Origin of the sequence: Enterobacter cloacae complex sp. I2, assembly GCF_014896205.1 — a bacterium.
GTDB lineage: Bacteria > Pseudomonadota > Gammaproteobacteria > Enterobacterales > Enterobacteriaceae > Enterobacter > Enterobacter quasihormaechei.
Genome location: NZ_JADBRA010000001.1, coordinates 169,314 through 186,908 on the forward strand (window position 1 = coordinate 169,314; position 17,595 = coordinate 186,908).

At 55.9% G+C, this 17,595-nt stretch carries 17 protein-coding genes and 4 tRNA genes; 12 read left to right on the forward strand and 9 right to left on the reverse strand.

Translation table 11 applies throughout. The features are described from left to right. Positions 1-20 precede the first annotated feature (20 nt). Entirely contained in the window at positions 21-365 is a 345-nt protein-coding gene (locus IM300_RS00895; RefSeq protein WP_006811693.1) for a DUF2002 family protein, read from the reverse strand. Between the two features lie 158 nt (positions 366-523). Here IM300_RS00895 and IM300_RS00900 point away from each other — a divergent pair, with 158 nt between their 5' ends. From IM300_RS00900 to emrB, 12 genes are all read left to right on the forward strand, one after another. Further along, positions 524-850: a DUF883 domain-containing protein gene (locus IM300_RS00900; protein WP_193034882.1), complete on the forward strand. Its 327-nt coding sequence runs from the start codon at positions 524-526 to the stop codon at positions 848-850. A 243-nt stretch (positions 851-1,093) separates the two neighbouring features. Next, complete coding sequence (gene nrdH / locus IM300_RS00905) at positions 1,094-1,333, forward strand: glutaredoxin-like protein NrdH (protein ID WP_193034884.1); 240 nt, start codon at positions 1,094-1,096, stop codon at positions 1,331-1,333. Continuing rightward, positions 1,330-1,740, forward strand: a complete 411-nt coding sequence (gene nrdI / locus IM300_RS00910; RefSeq protein WP_063869450.1) for a class Ib ribonucleoside-diphosphate reductase assembly flavoprotein NrdI — start codon at positions 1,330-1,332, stop codon at positions 1,738-1,740. The genes nrdH and nrdI overlap by 4 nt, the downstream gene beginning before the upstream one ends. Beyond that, entirely contained in the window at positions 1,713-3,857 is a 2,145-nt protein-coding gene (nrdE, locus tag IM300_RS00915; protein ID WP_193034886.1) for a class 1b ribonucleoside-diphosphate reductase subunit alpha, read from the forward strand. The genes nrdI and nrdE overlap by 28 nt, the downstream gene beginning before the upstream one ends. A gap of 9 nt (positions 3,858-3,866) precedes the next feature. Continuing rightward, positions 3,867-4,826 (forward strand): class 1b ribonucleoside-diphosphate reductase subunit beta, encoded by a 960-nt coding sequence (gene nrdF / locus IM300_RS00920; protein ID WP_193034888.1) that lies wholly within the window; start codon positions 3,867-3,869, stop codon positions 4,824-4,826. Positions 4,827-5,159: 333 nt separating this feature from the next. Then, positions 5,160-6,362 (forward strand): glycine betaine/L-proline ABC transporter ATP-binding protein ProV, encoded by a 1,203-nt coding sequence (gene proV / locus IM300_RS00925; protein ID WP_063869443.1) that lies wholly within the window; start codon positions 5,160-5,162, stop codon positions 6,360-6,362. Next, positions 6,355-7,419 (forward strand): glycine betaine/L-proline ABC transporter permease ProW, encoded by a 1,065-nt coding sequence (proW, locus tag IM300_RS00930; protein ID WP_193034890.1) that lies wholly within the window; start codon positions 6,355-6,357, stop codon positions 7,417-7,419. The genes proV and proW overlap by 8 nt, the downstream gene beginning before the upstream one ends. A gap of 9 nt (positions 7,420-7,428) precedes the next feature. Further along, on the forward strand, positions 7,429-8,424 hold the full coding sequence (gene proX / locus IM300_RS00935; RefSeq protein ID WP_063869439.1) for a glycine betaine/L-proline ABC transporter substrate-binding protein ProX: 996 nt from the start codon (positions 7,429-7,431) through the stop codon (positions 8,422-8,424). A gap of 157 nt (positions 8,425-8,581) precedes the next feature. Beyond that, entirely contained in the window at positions 8,582-9,766 is a 1,185-nt protein-coding gene (locus tag IM300_RS00940; protein ID WP_193034892.1) for an MFS transporter, read from the forward strand. A gap of 314 nt (positions 9,767-10,080) precedes the next feature. Beyond that, a complete protein-coding gene (gene emrR, locus IM300_RS00945; protein WP_017694792.1) occupies positions 10,081-10,611 on the forward strand; it encodes a multidrug efflux transporter EmrAB transcriptional repressor EmrR in 531 nt (176 codons plus the stop codon). A 128-nt stretch (positions 10,612-10,739) separates the two neighbouring features. Continuing rightward, the gene (emrA, locus tag IM300_RS00950) at positions 10,740-11,912 is read left to right on the forward strand and encodes a multidrug efflux MFS transporter periplasmic adaptor subunit EmrA (RefSeq protein ID WP_064909826.1); all 1,173 of its coding nucleotides are present in this window, start codon (positions 10,740-10,742) and stop codon (positions 11,910-11,912) included. 16 nt (positions 11,913-11,928) lie between these two features. Continuing rightward, positions 11,929-13,476 carry a multidrug efflux MFS transporter permease subunit EmrB gene (gene emrB / locus IM300_RS00955; RefSeq protein WP_006811709.1) on the forward strand — a complete coding sequence of 516 codons (1,548 nt, stop codon included), beginning with the start codon at positions 11,929-11,931 and terminating at the stop codon, positions 13,474-13,476. 151 nt (positions 13,477-13,627) lie between these two features. On the opposite strand, the gene luxS is transcribed toward emrB, so the two are convergent. The 8 genes from luxS to IM300_RS00995 form a co-directional block, all read right to left on the reverse strand. Continuing rightward, a complete protein-coding gene (luxS, locus tag IM300_RS00960; RefSeq protein ID WP_063451839.1) occupies positions 13,628-14,143 on the reverse strand; it encodes an S-ribosylhomocysteine lyase in 516 nt (171 codons plus the stop codon). Positions 14,144-14,294: 151 nt separating this feature from the next. Beyond that, the gene (gshA, locus tag IM300_RS00965; RefSeq protein ID WP_107533587.1) at positions 14,295-15,839 is read right to left on the reverse strand and encodes a glutamate--cysteine ligase; all 1,545 of its coding nucleotides are present in this window, start codon (positions 15,837-15,839) and stop codon (positions 14,295-14,297) included. Between the two features lie 83 nt (positions 15,840-15,922). Next, entirely contained in the window at positions 15,923-16,351 is a 429-nt protein-coding gene (locus tag IM300_RS00970; RefSeq protein WP_017692791.1) for a YqaA family protein, read from the reverse strand. Next, positions 16,348-16,914, reverse strand: coding sequence for a fructose-1-phosphate/6-phosphogluconate phosphatase (gene yqaB, locus IM300_RS00975; protein ID WP_063869432.1), 567 nt, complete (start codon positions 16,912-16,914; stop codon positions 16,348-16,350). The genes IM300_RS00970 and yqaB overlap by 4 nt, the downstream gene beginning before the upstream one ends. A gap of 126 nt (positions 16,915-17,040) precedes the next feature. Then, positions 17,041-17,117: transfer RNA gene (locus tag IM300_RS00980), tRNA-Arg, on the reverse strand. A gap of 160 nt (positions 17,118-17,277) precedes the next feature. Beyond that, positions 17,278-17,354, reverse strand: a tRNA-Arg gene (locus IM300_RS00985). A gap of 64 nt (positions 17,355-17,418) precedes the next feature. Next, positions 17,419-17,495 (reverse strand) — tRNA-Arg (locus IM300_RS00990). Positions 17,496-17,499: 4 nt separating this feature from the next. Next, a tRNA-Ser gene (locus tag IM300_RS00995) sits at positions 17,500-17,592 on the reverse strand. Positions 17,593-17,595: the final 3 nt, after the last annotated feature.

A 17,595-nucleotide genomic window follows, 5' to 3' on the forward strand; every position in this document is an offset into this window, starting at 1 on the left:
GGCACATGCCAGTCGCAGAGTTATTGTACGTCGCCAAACAGCCCTTTCAGGAACCGCTCCAGCGCCATACGCGAGCTGAAACCGTGCGGAATACCATAATGTTCATGCGTCTCGCCGCCTAAATAGAGCGGAAATTGCTGATAATGATCGCAGGTTTTAATATCCGAGGCGGGCTCAGCAAATGACAGACTTCTGTCTTTCAGTGTCGGGTGAATAATGAGAGCAGTACGCCCCATTCTTGCTTCACGGTTAACGTAAACATAATTCTCGCCACGGCGATATCCGTACGCTTTTGATGTTACCTCATCCATGGTGAACCCTTCTTTTTCAAGAACGCGCGCCACCTCATCGGGTCGTAAATACATATCTCTTCCTCATTATCATACCTGCCGGGCAACCTTACAGTATTCAGCATTAGCAGGGCTTTCAGAATATTCCATAAACTGCCCGATAAGCCGTGACTGGCTTCAGATATTAAATTTCTGAACTAAACTAAACGGGAACACAAATTATGGAGGATCGTATGTTTAACAGACCGAACCGAAACGATATTAACGACGACACCCAGGATATTCGTAATGATGTCAGCCAATTAGCGGATACGCTGGAAGCGGTGCTGAAATCCTGGGGCTCTGATGCGAAGGATGAAACAGATGCCGCGAAACGTAAGGCTCAGTCTCTGCTGCGTGAAACGCGCGCAAGGATGAATGGCCGCTCACGTACCACCCAGGCGGCCTGCGACATAGCCAGCTGCGCCACCACCTTCGTACGTGAAAAACCGCTGTGTACGCTGGGAACGGTGGCGGCGGTCGGTATTTTTGTCGGCGCCCTGCTTAGCCTGCGTAAGTAAGCGCGAGTTCTTAGCCCCGGTTGCCCCTGGCGCCGGGGCTTTTCTTTGCCGGAAAGCCTGAAAAACATGCACAGCACGGCCTGCCCCGCCGGGCTCATCATTAGGGCCTTATCAATCTAAATTTCCCATATCTTGTGTGGTTGAAACTTATCGCAACTACATCTAGTATTCCCTTTAGACAGATACACACAACATGACGCGTTTACTCGCGCCGTTCTCTCATTCTAAATGGAAATACGAATCATGAGCATTATTATTTACACTCGTAACGATTGTGTTCAGTGCCACGCCACGAAACGGGCGATGGAGAGCCGCGGCGTGGCATTTGAGATGGTCAATATTGATCAGGTGCCCGACGCGGCTGACATCCTGCGGGCGCAGGGTTTTCGTCAGCTTCCGGTGGTGGTTGCCGGTGATACCAGCTGGTCTGGCTTTCGCCCGGACATGATCAACCGTCTTGCCGCTCAGGCCGTCAGTGCATGAGCAGGCTGGTCTACTTTTCCAGCAGCTCGGAAAACACGCTTCGGTTTATGGAGCGCCTCGGGCTGCCTGCGATACGCATCCCGCTGAACGAGCGGGAGCGTATTCAGGTAGACGAACCTTACATACTGGTGGTGCCGAGCTATGGCGGCGGCGGCACCGCGGGGGCTGTTCCCCGTCAGGTGATCCGCTTTCTGAACGATCCCCATAACCGACAGCTGATTCGCGGCGTGATTGCGGCGGGCAATCGCAATTTCGGCGAGGCCTTTGCCCGCGCCGGGGATGTCATCTCTCAAAAATGCGGCGTGCCGTATCTCTATCGTTTTGAACTGATGGGGACACAGCAGGACGTAGAGAACGTGCGTAAAGGAGTGAACGAATTTTGGCAACGACAACCGCAGAACGCGTGATTCAGGCGACGCCGGATTACCACGCATTAAACGCAATGCTTAACCTCTACGACCGCGAGGGGCGCATTCAGCTCGTTAAAGATCATGAGGCGGTGGACGCCTTTTTTGCCGCCCACGTACGCCCGAACAGCGTTGCCTTTGGCAGCCAGCGGGAACGTCTCGACTATCTGGTAAAAGAGGGATATTACGAAGAGCGCGTCCTGACCCGCTACGATCGCGCCTTCGTGGAGGCATTGTTTGCACGTGCGCACGCCAGCGGTTTTCGCTTCCAGACGTTTCTTGGCGCATGGAAGTATTACACCAGCTACACCCTGAAAACCTTCGACGGCAAACGCTATTTAGAAAGCTTTGAAGATCGGGTCGTCATGGTGGCCCTGACGCTGGCGCAGGGCGATGAAGCTCTGGCCGAAAGGCTGACGGAGGAGATCCTCTCAGGCCGCTTCCAGCCTGCCACGCCAACCTTCCTTAACTGCGGCAAAGCCCAGCGCGGCGAGCTGGTCTCCTGCTTCCTGCTGCGTATTGAAGACAATATGGAGTCGATTGGCCGTGCGGTGAATTCGGCGCTACAGCTGTCGAAACGCGGCGGCGGCGTGGCGTTTCTGCTCTCAAACCTGCGGGAAGCGGGCGCGCCAATCAAACGCATCGAAAACCAGTCTTCCGGCGTCATCCCGGTGATGAAGATGCTGGAAGATGCCTTCTCCTACGCCAACCAGCTTGGCGCGCGTCAGGGCGCGGGGGCGGTTTACCTGCACGCGCACCATCCGGACATCCTGCGTTTTCTCGATACCAAACGTGAAAACGCCGACGAAAAAATCCGCATCAAAACCCTGTCGCTCGGTGTGGTTATCCCGGATATCACCTTTAAGCTGGCCAAAGAGAATGCCGACATGGCGCTGTTCTCGCCGTATGACGTTGAACGGATCTACGGCAAAGCGTTTGGCGACGTGGCGATAAGCGAGCTTTATGACGAGCTGGTTGCAGACGATCGCATCCGCAAGAAGTACATCAACGCCCGCGATTTCTTCCAGACGCTTGCGGAAATTCAGTTTGAGTCCGGCTACCCGTACATCATGTACGAGGATACGGTTAACCGCGCCAGCCCGATTGCCGGGCGCATCAACATGAGCAACCTGTGCTCGGAGATTTTGCAGGTCAACAGCGCCTCCACCTATGACGAAAACCTCGACTACGCGGACATCGGCAAAGATATCTCCTGCAACCTCGGGTCGCTGAATATTGCCCACACCATGGATTCGCCAGATTTTGGCCGCACGGTGGAGACCGCCGTTCGCGGGCTGACGGCGGTATCGGACATGAGCCACATCCGCAGCGTGCCGTCCATTGAGGCGGGCAACGCCGCGTCGCACGCCATCGGCCTGGGACAGATGAACCTGCACGGCTACCTGGCGCGGGAAGGCATCGCCTACGGCAGCCCGGAAGGGCTGGATTTCACGAATCTCTATTTCTACACCATCACCTGGCATGCGCTGCACACCTCAATGATGCTGGCGCGCGAGCGCAGCCAGCGGTTCGCAGGCTTTGAGCAGTCGCGCTACGCCAGTGGGGAATATTTCAGCCAGTATCTGGAAGGCGACTGGCAGCCGAAAACCGAAAAAGTGCGCGCGCTGTTTGACCGCGCCGGCATTACCCTGCCGACGCGCGAGATGTGGCAGCAGCTGCGTGACGACGTGATGCGCTACGGCATCTATAACCAGAACCTTCAGGCGGTGCCGCCGACCGGCTCCATTTCTTACATCAATCACGCCACGTCGAGCATTCACCCGATCGTGTCGAAGATTGAAATCCGCAAGGAAGGCAAAACCGGGCGCGTCTACTACCCTGCCCCGTTTATGACCAACGACAATCTGGCGCTCTATCAGGACGCCTATGAGATCGGGCCGGAGAAAATCATTGATACCTACGCCGAGGCGACAAAGCACGTGGACCAGGGGCTGTCGCTGACGCTCTTCTTCCCGGATACCGCCACCACGCGGGATATCAATAAAGCGCAGATTTACGCCTGGAAGAAAGGCATCAAAACGCTGTACTACATTCGCCTGCGCCAGCTCGCGCTGGAAGGCACCGAAATCGAAGGCTGCGTGTCCTGCGCGCTGTAAGGAGAAAGGATGAAACTGTCACGCGTGAGTGCCGTTAACTGGAACAAGATTCAGGACGATAAAGACCTGGAGGTATGGAACCGCCTGACCAGCAACTTCTGGCTGCCGGAAAAGATGCCGCTCTCCAACGATATTCCGGCCTGGCAAACGCTCAGCCACGCCGAGCAGCAGCTGACAATCCGCGTCTTTACCGGCCTGACGCTGCTGGACACGATTCAGAATACCGTGGGTGCGCCCGCGCTGATGAGCGATGCGCTGACGCCGCACGAAGAGGCGGTGATGTCGAATATCAGCTTTATGGAGGCGGTCCATGCCCGCTCCTACAGCTCGATTTTCTCGACGCTCTGCCAGACCAGAGACGTTGACGCGGCCTACGCCTGGAGCGAAGAGAGCGCGTCATTGCAGCGTAAGGCGGAGCTGGTGCTGGAGTATTACCGCGCCGACGAGCCGCTGAAGAAGAAGATCGCCAGCGTGTTCCTGGAATCTTTTCTCTTCTATTCCGGCTTCTGGCTGCCCATGTACTGGTCGAGCCGGGGCAAGCTCACCAATACCGCCGATTTGATTCGCCTCATCATCAGGGATGAAGCGGTACACGGGTATTACATCGGCTATAAGTACCAGAAAGGGCTGGAAAAAGTCAGCGCAGCGAAGCAGGAAGAGCTGAAGGGATTTGCGCTCGATTTGCTGATGGATCTGTACGACAACGAGCTGAGCTATACCGAAGAACTGTACGCCGGAACGGGCTGGGAAGAGGACGTAAAAGCGTTCCTCTGCTATAACGCCAATAAGGCGCTGATGAACCTGGGCTACGAGGCGCTTTTCCCGCCGGAGATGGCGGAGGTGAACCCGGCGATCCTCGCGGCGCTATCGCCCAACGCGGATGAAAACCACGACTTCTTTTCCGGGTCCGGCTCATCGTACGTGATGGGTAAAGCGGTGGAGACGGAAGATGAGGACTGGGATTTTTAATGAGTGAATTAACGTTCGTTAATTAAATATAAATTTCATTATTCCCGGCCAAATATTTCACCAGGTACTACACTGTAATTTCCACGTCATATTCGCCTGAATCACACCGATTCAGGCGGAATTTCCCCATGCAGCAGCAAAAAATTGAGAAAAATTCAAACCGCCCTCAGCCCTTTATTCATGGGAAATTCAGCCGTTTCGCTTGTGGCAAAATTCCAACCTCATGCCCACTCAGGGTTGTCTCAGATTCTGAGTATGTTAGGGTAATGCCAGTTAACTATTTACCATGGTAATCATATCGACATAAACAAATAACAGGACACTCTCTATTGCATGGCAATTAAATTAGAAGTGAAAAATCTTTATAAAGTATTTGGCGAGCATCCGCAGCGTGCTTTCAAATATATTGAGAAAGGCCTTTCGAAAGAGCAAATTCTGGAAAAAACCGGGCTATCGCTTGGCGTTAAAGACGCCAGTCTGGCCATTGAAGAAGGCGAGATTTTTGTCATCATGGGATTATCCGGTTCGGGTAAATCCACTATGGTTCGCCTTCTCAATCGCCTGATTGAACCCACCCGCGGACAGGTGCTGATTGACGGCGTGGATATCGCCAGAATCTCAGACGCAGAACTCCGCGAGGTGCGCAGAAAGAAAATTGCGATGGTGTTTCAGTCATTTGCGCTGATGCCGCACATGACGGTGCTCGATAATACCGCCTTCGGCATGGAGTTAGCCGGCACGCCCGCTCAGGAACGTCAGGAAAAAGCCCTTGATGCGCTGCGTCAGGTTGGGCTGGAAAATTACGCTCATGCCTACCCGGATGAGCTGTCGGGCGGCATGCGTCAGCGCGTGGGATTAGCCCGTGCATTAGCCATTAATCCAGATATTTTATTAATGGACGAAGCTTTCTCGGCGCTCGATCCCTTAATTCGCACCGAGATGCAGGATGAGCTGGTAAAATTACAGGCCAAACATCAGCGCACCATCGTGTTTATTTCTCACGATCTGGATGAAGCCATGCGTATTGGCGACCGAATTGCCATTATGCAAAATGGCGAGGTGGTGCAGGTCGGTACGCCGGATGAAATTCTCAATAATCCGGCAAATGATTATGTGCGCACCTTCTTCCGCGGCGTGGATATTAGCCACGTATTTAGTGCGAAAGATATTGCCCGCCGAACGCCAAACGGCATTATTCGAAAAACGCCAGGTTTTGGCCCGCGCTCCGCGCTGAAGCTGTTGCAGGATGAAGATCGTGAATACGGTTATCTGGTTGAACGCGGCAATAAATTTGTCGGCGTTGTCTCCATCGACTCTCTGAAAACCGCCCTGAGCGAAAACCAGGGAATCGATGCGGCGTTGATTGACGCTCCGCTTGCCGTGGACGCCGAAACGCCGCTCAGCGAGTTGCTCTCTCACGTGGGTCAGGCGCCTTGCGCCGTGCCGGTTGTCGGTGAAGAACAACAGTACGTTGGCATCATTTCAAAACGGATGTTGCTACAGGCTTTAGATCGCGAGGGGGCAAACAATGGCTGATCAATCAAACCCATGGGGTACCACTGACGCTGCGGACAGCGCGGCGCAATCTACCGATGCGTGGGGTTCCACGCCCGCACCTGCCGACGGCGGCGGCGCGGCGGACTGGCTCAACAGCGCGCCTGCGCCTGCGCCAGAGCATTTCAATATTATGGATCCGTTCCACAAGACGCTGATCCCGCTGGACAGCTGGGTGACGGGGGGGATCGACTGGGTCGTTACCCACTTCCGCCCGGTGTTCCAGGGGATCCGCATCCCGGTGGATTACATCCTGAACGGCTTCCAGCAGCTGATGCTGGGCATGCCTGCACCCGTGGCGATTATCCTGTTCTCGCTGATCGCGTGGCAGTTCGGTAGTGCGGGGATGGGCGTCGCCACGCTGATCTCTCTGATCGCCATCGGCGCGATTGGTGCGTGGTCTCAGGCGATGATTACCCTGGCGCTGGTGCTGACCGCCCTGCTCTTCTGCATTGTCATCGGACTACCGATGGGGATCTGGCTGGCGCGCAGCCCGCGGGCCGCGAAAATTATTCGCCCGCTGCTGGATGCGATGCAGACCACGCCGGCGTTCGTTTACCTGGTGCCTATCGTCATGCTGTTCGGTATCGGTAACGTGCCGGGGGTAGTGGTGACCATAATCTTCGCCCTGCCGCCAATTATTCGCCTGACGATCCTGGGCATTAACCAGGTACCTGCGGATCTGATTGAGGCCTCGCGCTCGTTCGGCGCCAGCCCTCGTCAGATGCTGTTTAAGGTTCAGCTTCCGCTGGCGATGCCGACCATTATGGCAGGCGTGAACCAGACCCTGATGCTGGCGCTGTCCATGGTGGTAATCGCCTCGATGATTGCCGTTGGCGGTTTAGGCCAGATGGTACTGCGCGGTATTGGCCGTCTTGATATGGGGCTGGCGACCGTCGGCGGCGTCGGGATTGTGATCCTCGCCATCATTCTTGACCGCCTGACCCAGGCTGTCGGTCGTGATTCACGCAGTCGCGGCAACCGTCGCTGGTACACCACCGGCCCTGTCGGGTTACTCACCCGCCCCTTTACAAAATAAGGAACAACGATGCGACATAACGTACTTTTTGCCACAGCGTTTGCAACCCTTGTCTCCACCAGCGCGTTTGCCGCTGACCTGCCGGGCAAAGGCATTACCGTGCAGCCGGTGCAAAGCACCATTTCGGAAGAGTCCTTCCAGACGCAGCTCGTCAGCCGCGCGCTGGAGAAGCTGGGCTATACCGTGAATACCGCCAGCGAAGTGGATTACAACGTGGGCTATACCTCGATTGCCTCCGGTGATGCCACCTTTACCGCCGTGAACTGGCAGCCATTGCACGACGATATGTTTGCTGCCGCAGGCGGTGACAAGAAATTCTACCGCGAAGGCACCTTCGTGACCGGCGCGGCACAGGGCTATCTGATCGACAAGAAAACTGCCGACCAGTACCACATCACCAATATTGAACAGCTGAAAGATCCGAAGATCGCCAGACTGTTCGACACCAACGGCGACGGCAAAGCGGACATGATGGGCTGTTCACCGGGCTGGGGCTGTGAAGCGGTGATCAACCACCAGAACAAAGCGTTCGATCTGGCGAAAACCGTCGACGTGAGTCACGGCAATTACTCCGCGATGATGGCCGACACCATCGCCCGCTTTAAAGAGGGCAAGCCGGTGATCTACTACACCTGGACGCCGTACTGGGTGAGCGACGTGCTGAAGCCGGGCAAAGACGTGGTGTGGTTGCAGGTGCCCTTCTCCTCCCTGCCGGGCGAGCAGAAAGATATCGACACCAAACTGCCGAACGGCATGAACTATGGCTTCCCGGTGAACACCATGCATATCGTGGCGAACAAAGCCTGGGCAGAGAAAAACCCGGCTGCGGCGAAATTGTTCTCGGTGATGAAGCTGCCGCTGGCGGACATCAATGCCCAGAACGCGATGATGCACGCGGGTAAATCATCCGAAGCCGATATCAAAGGCCACGTGGATGGCTGGATCAAAGCTCACCAGCAGCAGTTTGATGGTTGGGTGAAAGAGGCGCTTGCGGCGCAGAAGTAAAAATACAACATAACCTTACCCCTCACCCTCTCCCCAAAGGAGAGAGGGTGAGGGGATTAACCGCACAAACACACACATAACAATCCCCCAACATTCTCAATCATTGGTTATTATGTTTCCGGAAAAATAATCACTTTACTCACGATTCCTGAAACTAATGACAAAAACATCTCAGGGGCTTAGCCCCGCGCTCATCCTTTTAATGTCCGTGGCAACGGGTCTGGCAGTCGCCAGCAACTATTACGCGCAGCCTCTGCTTGATACTATCGCGCGCGCCTTCGATCTTTCCGCCAGCTCCGCCGGCTTTATCGTCACCGCTGCGCAACTCGGCTATGCGGCAGGGCTGCTGTTCCTGGTGCCATTGGGCGATATGTTTGAGCGCCGGATGCTTATCGTCTCTATGACGCTTCTGGCGGCAGGCGGGATGCTGATCACTGCCAGCAGCCAGTCGTTAACGATGATGATTATTGGCACCGCGCTGACCGGCCTGTTCTCGGTGGTGGCACAAATTCTGGTTCCCCTCGCCGCTACGCTGGCGTCCCCGGAAAAACGCGGCAAAGTGGTCGGCACTATCATGAGCGGCCTGCTGCTGGGCATCCTGCTGGCGCGAACCGTTGCCGGGCTGCTGGCGAGCCTCGGCGGCTGGCGCACCGTCTACTGGGTGGCGAGCGTGCTGATGGTTATCATGGCGCTGGCGCTGTGGCGCGGCCTGCCGAAAGTGAAGCAGGAGAATCACCTGAACTATCCCCAGCTTCTCGCCTCCGTTTTCAGCCTCTTTACGCAGGATAAACTCCTGCGCACGCGCGCCATTCTGGGGTGTCTTACCTTCGCCAACTTCAGCATCTTATGGACGTCGATGGCATTTCTGCTCGCCGCACCGCCGTTTAACTACTCAGAAGGGGTGATTGGCCTGTTCGGGCTGGCAGGCGCGGCTGGCGCGCTGGGCGCACGCCCGGCCGGTGGGCTGGCCGACAAAGGCAAATCTCATATGACCACCTCCGCCGGGCTGGTGTTGCTCCTGCTCTCCTGGGCGGCCATCTGGTACGGACACGTCTCAGTGCTGGCGCTGATTGTCGGTATTCTGGTGCTCGACCTCACCGTGCAGGGCGTACACATCACCAACCAGACCGTTATTTACCGCGTGAAGCCGGACGCACGTAACCGCCTGACGGCCGGATATATGACCAGCTACTTTATCGGCGGCGCGGCGGGCTCGTTGATCTCAGCCTCCGCCTGGCAGCATGCGGGCTGGACGGGCGTGTGCGCCATCGGCGCCTTCGTCGCGGCGATAAATCTGCTGGTGTGGTGGCGCGGCTACCACCGCCAGGAAGCAATTCACTAAGTTTTACATTGCTTTGGGCCCCCCGGGGTGTAAAGGGGGCCTGCATCTGTTAATGTAACGGTAATCATTTATCCCAGAAATTTTACTGTGGGTGACATATTTACTACCGGCATGAATAGTTCAGACCCCTGTCCTCACATCCCCTCTTTCGCGGGTATACACCCCACGCTTTCTGTGCTCACCGGGTCACGGATTTACCCGGCGCTTTCTGATGGTGACATTCGCTTGGCGGATATAACCGCACAAATAATTCATTTACATTATTTGTCACTATCGTTACTATATCGGCTGTAATTAATGAGGTTATGCCCAAAATGGATAGTTCGTTTACGCCCATTGAACAAATGCTTAAGTTCCGCGCCAGTCGTCATGAGGACTTCCCGTATCAGGAGATCCTGCTGACCCGCCTGTGCATGCACATGCAGGGTAAGCTGCTGGAAAATCGTAATAAGATGCTGAAAGCGCAAGGGATTAACGAGACGTTATTTATGGCGTTGATTACGCTTGAGTCTCAGGAAAACCACAGCATTCAGCCGTCTGAACTGAGCTGCGCGCTGGGTTCATCCCGTACCAATGCCACCCGTATTGCTGATGAGCTGGAGAAGCGCGGCTGGATCGAACGCCGTGAAAGCGATAACGATCGCCGCTGCCTGCATCTGCAACTGACCGAGAAAGGTCACGAATTCCTGCGCGAAGTGCTGCCCCCGCAGCATAACTGCCTGCACCAGCTCTGGTCCGCCCTCAGCACCGCCGAGCGCGACCAGCTTGAGCACATTACTCGCAAGCTGCTCACCCGTCTGGACCAGATGGATGAAGATGGCGTCATTCTTGAGGCGCTGCGCTAAAGCGACGATCCGCTCAACCATCCAGATTTCAAAAGAAAAACTGACAGGCCAGCACGTGAAACTGCTGGCCTTTCTGACAACAGGTCGGCTCAGCCGATGTGAAAATAAAAAGATCGTGGAGAACAACAATGAGCGCAAATGCGGAGAACACTCCCCCGCAGCAACCGGTTAACAAGAAGGGCAAACGTAAGAGCGCCCTTATTCTGCTGACCTTGCTCTTTATTATTATTGCCGTGGCATATGGGATTTATTGGTTTTTAGTATTGCGTCATGTTGAAGAGACAGACGATGCATACGTGGCAGGGAATCAGGTTCAAATCATGGCACAGGTGTCGGGCAGCGTGACGAAAGTCTGGGCTGACAACACCGACTTTGTGAAAAAAGGGGATGTGCTGGTCACGCTCGACCCGACCGACGCCCAACAGGCGTTTGAAAAAGCACAGACGGCGCTGGCCTCCAGCGTTCGCCAGACCCGCCAGCTAATGATCAACAGCAAACAGCTTCAGGCCAGTATCGACGTGCAGAAAACGGCCCTGGCCCAGGCGCAGAGCGACCTCAAGCGTCGTGTTCCTCTCGGCACCGCCAACCTGATTGGCCGTGAAGAGTTGCAGCACGCCCGCGATGCGGTGGCCAGCGCACAGGCGCAGCTGGACGTGGCTATTCAGCAGTACAACGCTAACCAGGCGATGGTGCTGGGCACCTCTCTGGAAAACCAGCCGGCGGTGAAACAGGCGGCGACCGAAGTGCGCAACGCATGGCTTGCCCTGCAACGTACCAAAATCGTCAGCCCGATGACCGGCTACGTTTCCCGTCGTTCCGTACAGCCCGGCGCGCAGATTGGCACCACCACGCCGCTGATGGCGGTCGTTCCGGCGAACAATCTGTGGGTGGATGCGAACTTCAAAGAGACCCAGCTGGCGCATATGCGTATCGGCCAGACCGCAACCGTGGTCAGCGATATCTACGGCGATGACGTGAAGTACACCGGTAAAGTGGTCGGTCTGGACATGGGGACCGGCAGCGCGTTCAGCCTGCTGCCTGCGCAGAACGCCACCGGCAACTGGATCAAAGTGGTACAGCGCCTGCCCGTGCGTATTGAACTGGACGCCAAACAGCTGGCGGACCATCCGCTGCGAATTGGCCTTTCCACGCTGGTGACGGTTGATACCGCCAACCGCGACGGTCAGATCCTCGCAAATCAGGTGCGCAGCACGCCAGCTTATGAAAGTAACGCCCGTGAAATTAGCCTCGATCCGGTTAATAAGCTGATCGATGACATCGTGAAGGCAAACGCCGGTTAATCCGAAGGTGAGCGTTATGCAACAGCAAAAGCCGCAAAAACCGCTGGAGGGGGCGCAGCTGGTCATTATGACCATTGCGCTGTCGCTGGCGACATTCATGCAGGTGCTGGACTCCACCATCGCAAACGTGGCGATCCCAACCATCGCCGGGAACCTTGGCTCATCGCTGAGCCAGGGGACCTGGGTCATTACCTCGTTCGGGGTGGCGAACGCCATCTCCATCCCCATTACCGGCTGGCTGGCGAAGCGCGTCGGTGAAGTGAAGCTGTTCCTCTGGTCGACGATCCTGTTCGTGCTGGCCTCCTGGGCCTGCGGGATGTCCAGCAGCCTGACGATGCTGATATTCTTCCGCGTCATCCAGGGGATTGTCGCCGGGCCGTTGATCCCGTTGTCGCAGAGTTTGCTGCTGAACAACTATCCGCCCGCCAAACGCTCCATCGCGCTCGCGCTGTGGTCGATGACGGTGATTGTCGCCCCGATTTGCGGGCCTATCCTCGGCGGTTACATCAGCGATAACTATCACTGGGGCTGGATCTTCTTCATCAACGTGCCCATCGGTGCGCTGGTGGTGCTGATGACGCTACAGTCTCTGCGCGGTCGCGAAACGCGAACCGAACAGCGGCGGATCGACGGTATCGGTCTGGCGCTGCTGGTGGTCGGCATCGGCAGCCTGCAAATCATGCTCGACCGGGGTAAAGAGCTGGACTGGTTCGCCTCTACGGAAATCATCGTGCTGACGGTGGTCGCCGTGGTCGCCATTAGCTTCCTGATTGTCTGGGAGCTGACGGACGATAACCCGATAGTCGATCTCTCGCTGTTTAAATCGCGAAACTTCACCATCGGGTGCCTCTGTATCAGCCTCGCCTATATGCTCTACTTCGGCGCGATCGTTCTGCTGCCGCAGCTGTTGCAGGAGGTATACGGCTATACCGCAACCTGGGCGGGGCTGGCCTCCGCGCCGGTGGGGTTAATTCCGGTTCTGCTGTCGCCGATTATTGGCCGTTTCGCCCATAAGCTCGATATGCGCAGGCTGGTGACGTTCAGCTTCATCATGTACGCCGTGTGCTTCTACTGGCGCGCGTATACGTTCGAACCGGGAATGGACTTTGGCGCTTCCGCGTGGCCGCAGTTTATTCAGGGCTTTGCCGTGGCGTGCTTCTTTATGCCGCTGACCACCATTACGCTTTCCGGCTTGCCGCCAGAGCGGATGGCGGCGGCATCGAGCCTGTCGAACTTTACCCGTACGCTGGCGGGCTCCATCGGGACCTCGATTACCACCACGCTGTGGACCAACCGGGAATCGATGCACCACGCCCAGCTGACCGAAGCGGTGAACCCGTTCAACCCTAACGCTCAGCAGATGTATAGCCAGCTTGAGGGGATGGGCATGACGGAGCAGCAGGCGTCCGGCTGGCTTGCCCAGCAGATCACCAACCAGGGGCTGATTATCTCGGCAAACGAGATATTCTGGATATCGGCGGGGATCTTTATCGTCCTGCTGGGGCTGGTGTGGTTTGCCAAACCACCGTTTGGTGCCGGTAGCGGCGGCGGCGGTGCGCACTAACCCTGTATACGGGTTGCCGGGTGGCGGCTACGCCTTACCCGGCCTACGATAACCGGGCCTCTGTCCGGCCCGGTTATTCACAATTATCAGTACCGATAAAGGATTGTAGGCCCGGTCAGCGAAGCGCCACCGGGCATCCACGGGCACAATACTAAATGTGCAGTTCCTGAAGTTTTTCTTTTGGCAGGGCCAGCTCGTCGTTGCTGTTTACACGAACATCACGTTCGATGATATGACGGGCAATGTCCTGGGCTTCTTCCAGAGAGTGCATCTGGTAAGTGCCGCACTGGTAAACGTTCAGCTCAGGGATCTGGTTCTGCTCTTTCACCTTCAGCACGTCTTCCATCGCCGCTTTCCACGCATCCGCAACGCGTTTCTCTTCCGGCTGACCAATCAGGCTCATGTAAAAACCGGTGCGGCAGCCCATCGGAGAGATATCGATGATCTCCACGCCGTTGCCGTTCAGGTGGTCGCGCATGAAGCCGGCGAACAGGTGTTCCAGCGTGTGAATGCCTTTCTCCGGCATCACTTCTTTATTCGGCACGCAGAAGCGCAGGTCGAAAACGGTGATCGTGTCGCCGTGCGGCGTGTTCATGGTCTTCGCCACGCGGACTGCTGGTGCTTCCATACGGGTATGGTCGACAGTAAAGCTATCTAATAACGGCATACGTCACCTCCGATAGTGATTTTTTTAAAATAAACTGAACTCTTCTACAGAATGCGCGTCTGAGTATATGAAAGACGCGCATTTGTTATCATCATCCCTGAATTCAGAGATGTATATTTTGGCCACAGCGATGTGGCCTTTTTCTTTTGGTTCAAGCCTGCTTCGCCAGAAACGCCTCAAACGACTCCGTATCCGCCGCTTCGATCGCTTTCTGACGCACAACGGACGCGTCGCGCTCTGCCACAAAATCCGCTTCGCTCAGAACCTCTAACGGCTCCTGCATCAGCATCTCACGGTACTCCGCTGACAGTGAACGTCCTGTGCCGCCAATTCCCTGCTCAATCATAGAACGCAGAATGCGTGCCGAGAACGTCAGTTCCGGGTTATCAAAGCTTTCAACCAGTTCGTCGCAGACCTTCTGGTATGCTTCGCCGCCGTACACGCTATCCAGCGTCTGGGCAACGCGCTTCAGGTCCCTGAACAGATCTTTCCCCACCTTAGAGAGCGGGAACTGCGCCGTTTCACAGCCAATCCCTAACGTCAGGCCCGGCTTACGCCCTTCCAGAATCACGCGATTCCAGTTGGTACGGGTACACAGCAGCTCGTCTGAACTCATTTCCGGCGCATCCGCCAGGACGCACCAGACCATAAACAGATCGAGGAAGCGAACCTGCTGCTCGTCAACGCCAATCGGCGAGAACGGGTTGATATCCAGCGAGCGCACTTCAATGTATTCAATCCCGCCGCGCTGTAGCGCATCCGACGGCGTTTCACCGCTGCGCGTAACGCGCTTCGGACGAATCGGCGCATACAGTTCGTTCTCAATCTGCAATACGTTGCTGTTGATTTGCAGGCGCTTGCCGTCTTTTTCGAGGCCGATTTTTTCGTACTCTTCCGACGGAGTTTTAATCGCCCGCTTCAAGCCTGCCACATAGTCGTGCAGATCGTTAAACGTAATTCCGAGATTGCTTTGCGATTTATTGGTATAGCCAAGGTCGCTCAGGCGAAGAGAGGTCGCGTACGGCAGGTAATACATGCCACACTCGGTCTTCTCGAACGGGAGCGTGGTCGGTTTCCCTTGCAGGAACGATGAACAGATGGCCGGCGACGCGCCAAACAGATACGGAATAACCCAGCCGAAACGGTAATAGTTGCGGATCAGGCGGAAGTAGCCCGCAGAGATCGCGTCTTTATCCGTTTCACCGCATTTCGCCTGCCAGAACGCCATCGGCAGAGAGAAATTGTAGTGCACGCCAGAGATCGTCTGCATCAGTGCGCCGTAGCGGTTTTTCAGGCCTTCACGGTACAGCGTTTTCATCCGCCCCACGTTAGAGGTGCCGTACTGCGCCAGCTCGATATCCTGCCCCTGCTCGATATAGCACGGCATGCTGAGCGGCCACATACGCTCGTCGCCGAGGTTACGGGCGGTAAAGCGATGCACATCGCGCATGATCGTCAGCATATGATCAATATCACCGTCTACTGGCGTGATGAACTCCAGCAGCGCTTCGGCGAAATCGGTTGTGATCCATTTATGTGTCAGCGCCGAGCCTAACGCCTTCGGGTGTCCCGTTGTCGCTAAGCTACCATCCGCATTTACGCGCAGCGTTTCGCGCTCAAGCCCACGCTGAATCCCCTTCAGTGCCTGAGGGTGGTTTTCCAGCCAGGCCAGCGCCTGTGATACGTCCGGGATCAATTTGACCTCCCGCCTGTCAAAAAATTGTCACTCAGCATAATTGTAATGGTTGACGATTGAAGGTCGCGAATTCATTCCACCAATTAGTGCCACCACGTCATACCCTGTAGTGTTACCCATGCCAATAAAACATAGCGTAACGCCTTGCCAAGGCACAAAAAAAAGAGCACCGGTCCCCAGGAGATGCGCATCCATCCCGCCAGCAGACACAGTAAATCGCCTATTACAGGCATCCAGCTTAATAACAGCGTGGCAGCGCCATAGCGTTTTAGCCAGCCCACTGCCTTTTCCTGCCAGCGAGATTTTTCGCGTAGCGGAAAGAAACGTCCAAGAATAACGTTAGTCAGCCCTCCAAGGCTATTACCCATTGTTGCTATTAAGACCAGCAACCAGGGCTGACTCACGCCGGACAACAGCATCGCCACCAGTACCACTTCCGAATTCCCCGGCAAGAGGGTGGAGCTTAAAAAACTGCTGGCGAATAATGAAGCAAGTGACAGCGCGTCACTCACAGTAAGCGAACGTCCACCGCCGCCATTCCGGCATCACGCGCGGCCTGAATACCAAAGTCGGCATCTTCAAACACAACGCATTTTGCAGCCGGGACACCCATTAATTCTGCGCAGAGCAGGAAGGTGTCCGGAGCGGGTTTGTGATTTTTAACGTGATCGGCGGCCACGACCGCAGAAAAATAGTGGCGCAGGCCAAGATGGTTGAGTAGCGCTTCAGCAATCGCGCTCTCGCTGCCTGTGCCGACAGACATAGGACGACGCCCGTGCCACGCTTTGACGACGTCAATGAGCGGTAATGGCTGCACGGTATCCAGCAGTATGGCTTTTACCGCGTCGGTTTTTTCACGCGCGAGCAGGTGCGGGTCGAGATCGGCCTGATTCAGCTCAATCACGGCCTGTGCGATACGCCAGGTGGGCGATCCGTTGAGGGCAATCATCGCCTGTAGATCGAAACGCATACCGTAACGGGCAAGAACGTCGGTCCAGGCCTGGCGATGCGTGGGTTCGGTATCCAGGAGGGTGCCGTCCATGTCGAAGATCAAACCGTCATACTGTGCGTACATCGTGCTCTCGCTAACCGATTAACAAAGCATTACTTTATCGTAAAAGGGGATTTTTGTCGCTGATTGCGAAGTGATAACAACGAGAGTGATTAAGAACTAAACATTGAAGGGGACGACAAGAAGAGATGGTGCATCCGGGAGGATTCGAACCTCCGACCGCTCGGTTCGTAGCCGAGTACTCTATCCAGCTGAGCTACGGATGCATCGGGAAATGCTTTTAGAAACAGTAAATGGTGCATCCGGGAGGATTACTCGGCTGCGCCTCGCCCTGCGGGCCGTTGCTAAAGCAACGTTATCCTCCCTGGTGCTTGCGATTAACTCGCAGACCTTGAAACAACAGCATCGCTGTTATCTCGGAGAATATGGTGCATCCGGGAGGATTCGAACCTCCGACCGCTCGGTTCGTAGCCGAGTACTCTATCCAGCTGAGCTACGGATGCATCGGGATTTACTACTGTACTGCTCGATATTCATATCACTTCGAAAGCAATATGAAGTAATAGATGGTGCATCCGGGAGGATTCGAACCTCCGACCGCTCGGTTCGTAGCCGAGTACTCTATCCAGCTGAGCTACGGATGCAAAATGGCGGTGAGGCGGGGATTCGAACCCCGGATGCAGCTTTTGACCGCATACTCCCTTAGCAGGGGAGCGCCTTCAGCCTCTCGGCCACCTCACCACA

What these genes read in the sequence shown, in the direction of transcription:
- IM300_RS00895 (WP_006811693.1), bottom strand. Translation starts at nt 365, where the DNA reads ATGTATTTACGACCCGATGAGGTGGCGCGCGTTCTTGAAAAAGAAGGG.
- IM300_RS00900 (WP_193034882.1), top strand. Translation starts at nt 524, where the DNA reads ATGTTTAACAGACCGAACCGAAACGATATTAACGACGACACCCAGGAT.
- nrdH (WP_193034884.1), top strand. Translation starts at nt 1,094, where the DNA reads ATGAGCATTATTATTTACACTCGTAACGATTGTGTTCAGTGCCACGCC.
- nrdI (WP_063869450.1), top strand. Translation starts at nt 1,330, where the DNA reads ATGAGCAGGCTGGTCTACTTTTCCAGCAGCTCGGAAAACACGCTTCGG.
- nrdF (WP_193034888.1), top strand. Translation starts at nt 3,867, where the DNA reads ATGAAACTGTCACGCGTGAGTGCCGTTAACTGGAACAAGATTCAGGAC.
- proV (WP_063869443.1), top strand. Translation starts at nt 5,160, where the DNA reads ATGGCAATTAAATTAGAAGTGAAAAATCTTTATAAAGTATTTGGCGAG.
- proW (WP_193034890.1), top strand. Translation starts at nt 6,355, where the DNA reads ATGGCTGATCAATCAAACCCATGGGGTACCACTGACGCTGCGGACAGC.
- proX (WP_063869439.1), top strand. Translation starts at nt 7,429, where the DNA reads ATGCGACATAACGTACTTTTTGCCACAGCGTTTGCAACCCTTGTCTCC.
- IM300_RS00940 (WP_193034892.1), top strand. Translation starts at nt 8,582, where the DNA reads ATGACAAAAACATCTCAGGGGCTTAGCCCCGCGCTCATCCTTTTAATG.
- emrR (WP_017694792.1), top strand. Translation starts at nt 10,081, where the DNA reads ATGGATAGTTCGTTTACGCCCATTGAACAAATGCTTAAGTTCCGCGCC.
- emrA (WP_064909826.1), top strand. Translation starts at nt 10,740, where the DNA reads ATGAGCGCAAATGCGGAGAACACTCCCCCGCAGCAACCGGTTAACAAG.
- emrB (WP_006811709.1), top strand. Translation starts at nt 11,929, where the DNA reads ATGCAACAGCAAAAGCCGCAAAAACCGCTGGAGGGGGCGCAGCTGGTC.
- luxS (WP_063451839.1), bottom strand. Translation starts at nt 14,143, where the DNA reads ATGCCGTTATTAGATAGCTTTACTGTCGACCATACCCGTATGGAAGCA.
- yqaB (WP_063869432.1), bottom strand. Translation starts at nt 16,914, where the DNA reads ATGTACGCACAGTATGACGGTTTGATCTTCGACATGGACGGCACCCTC.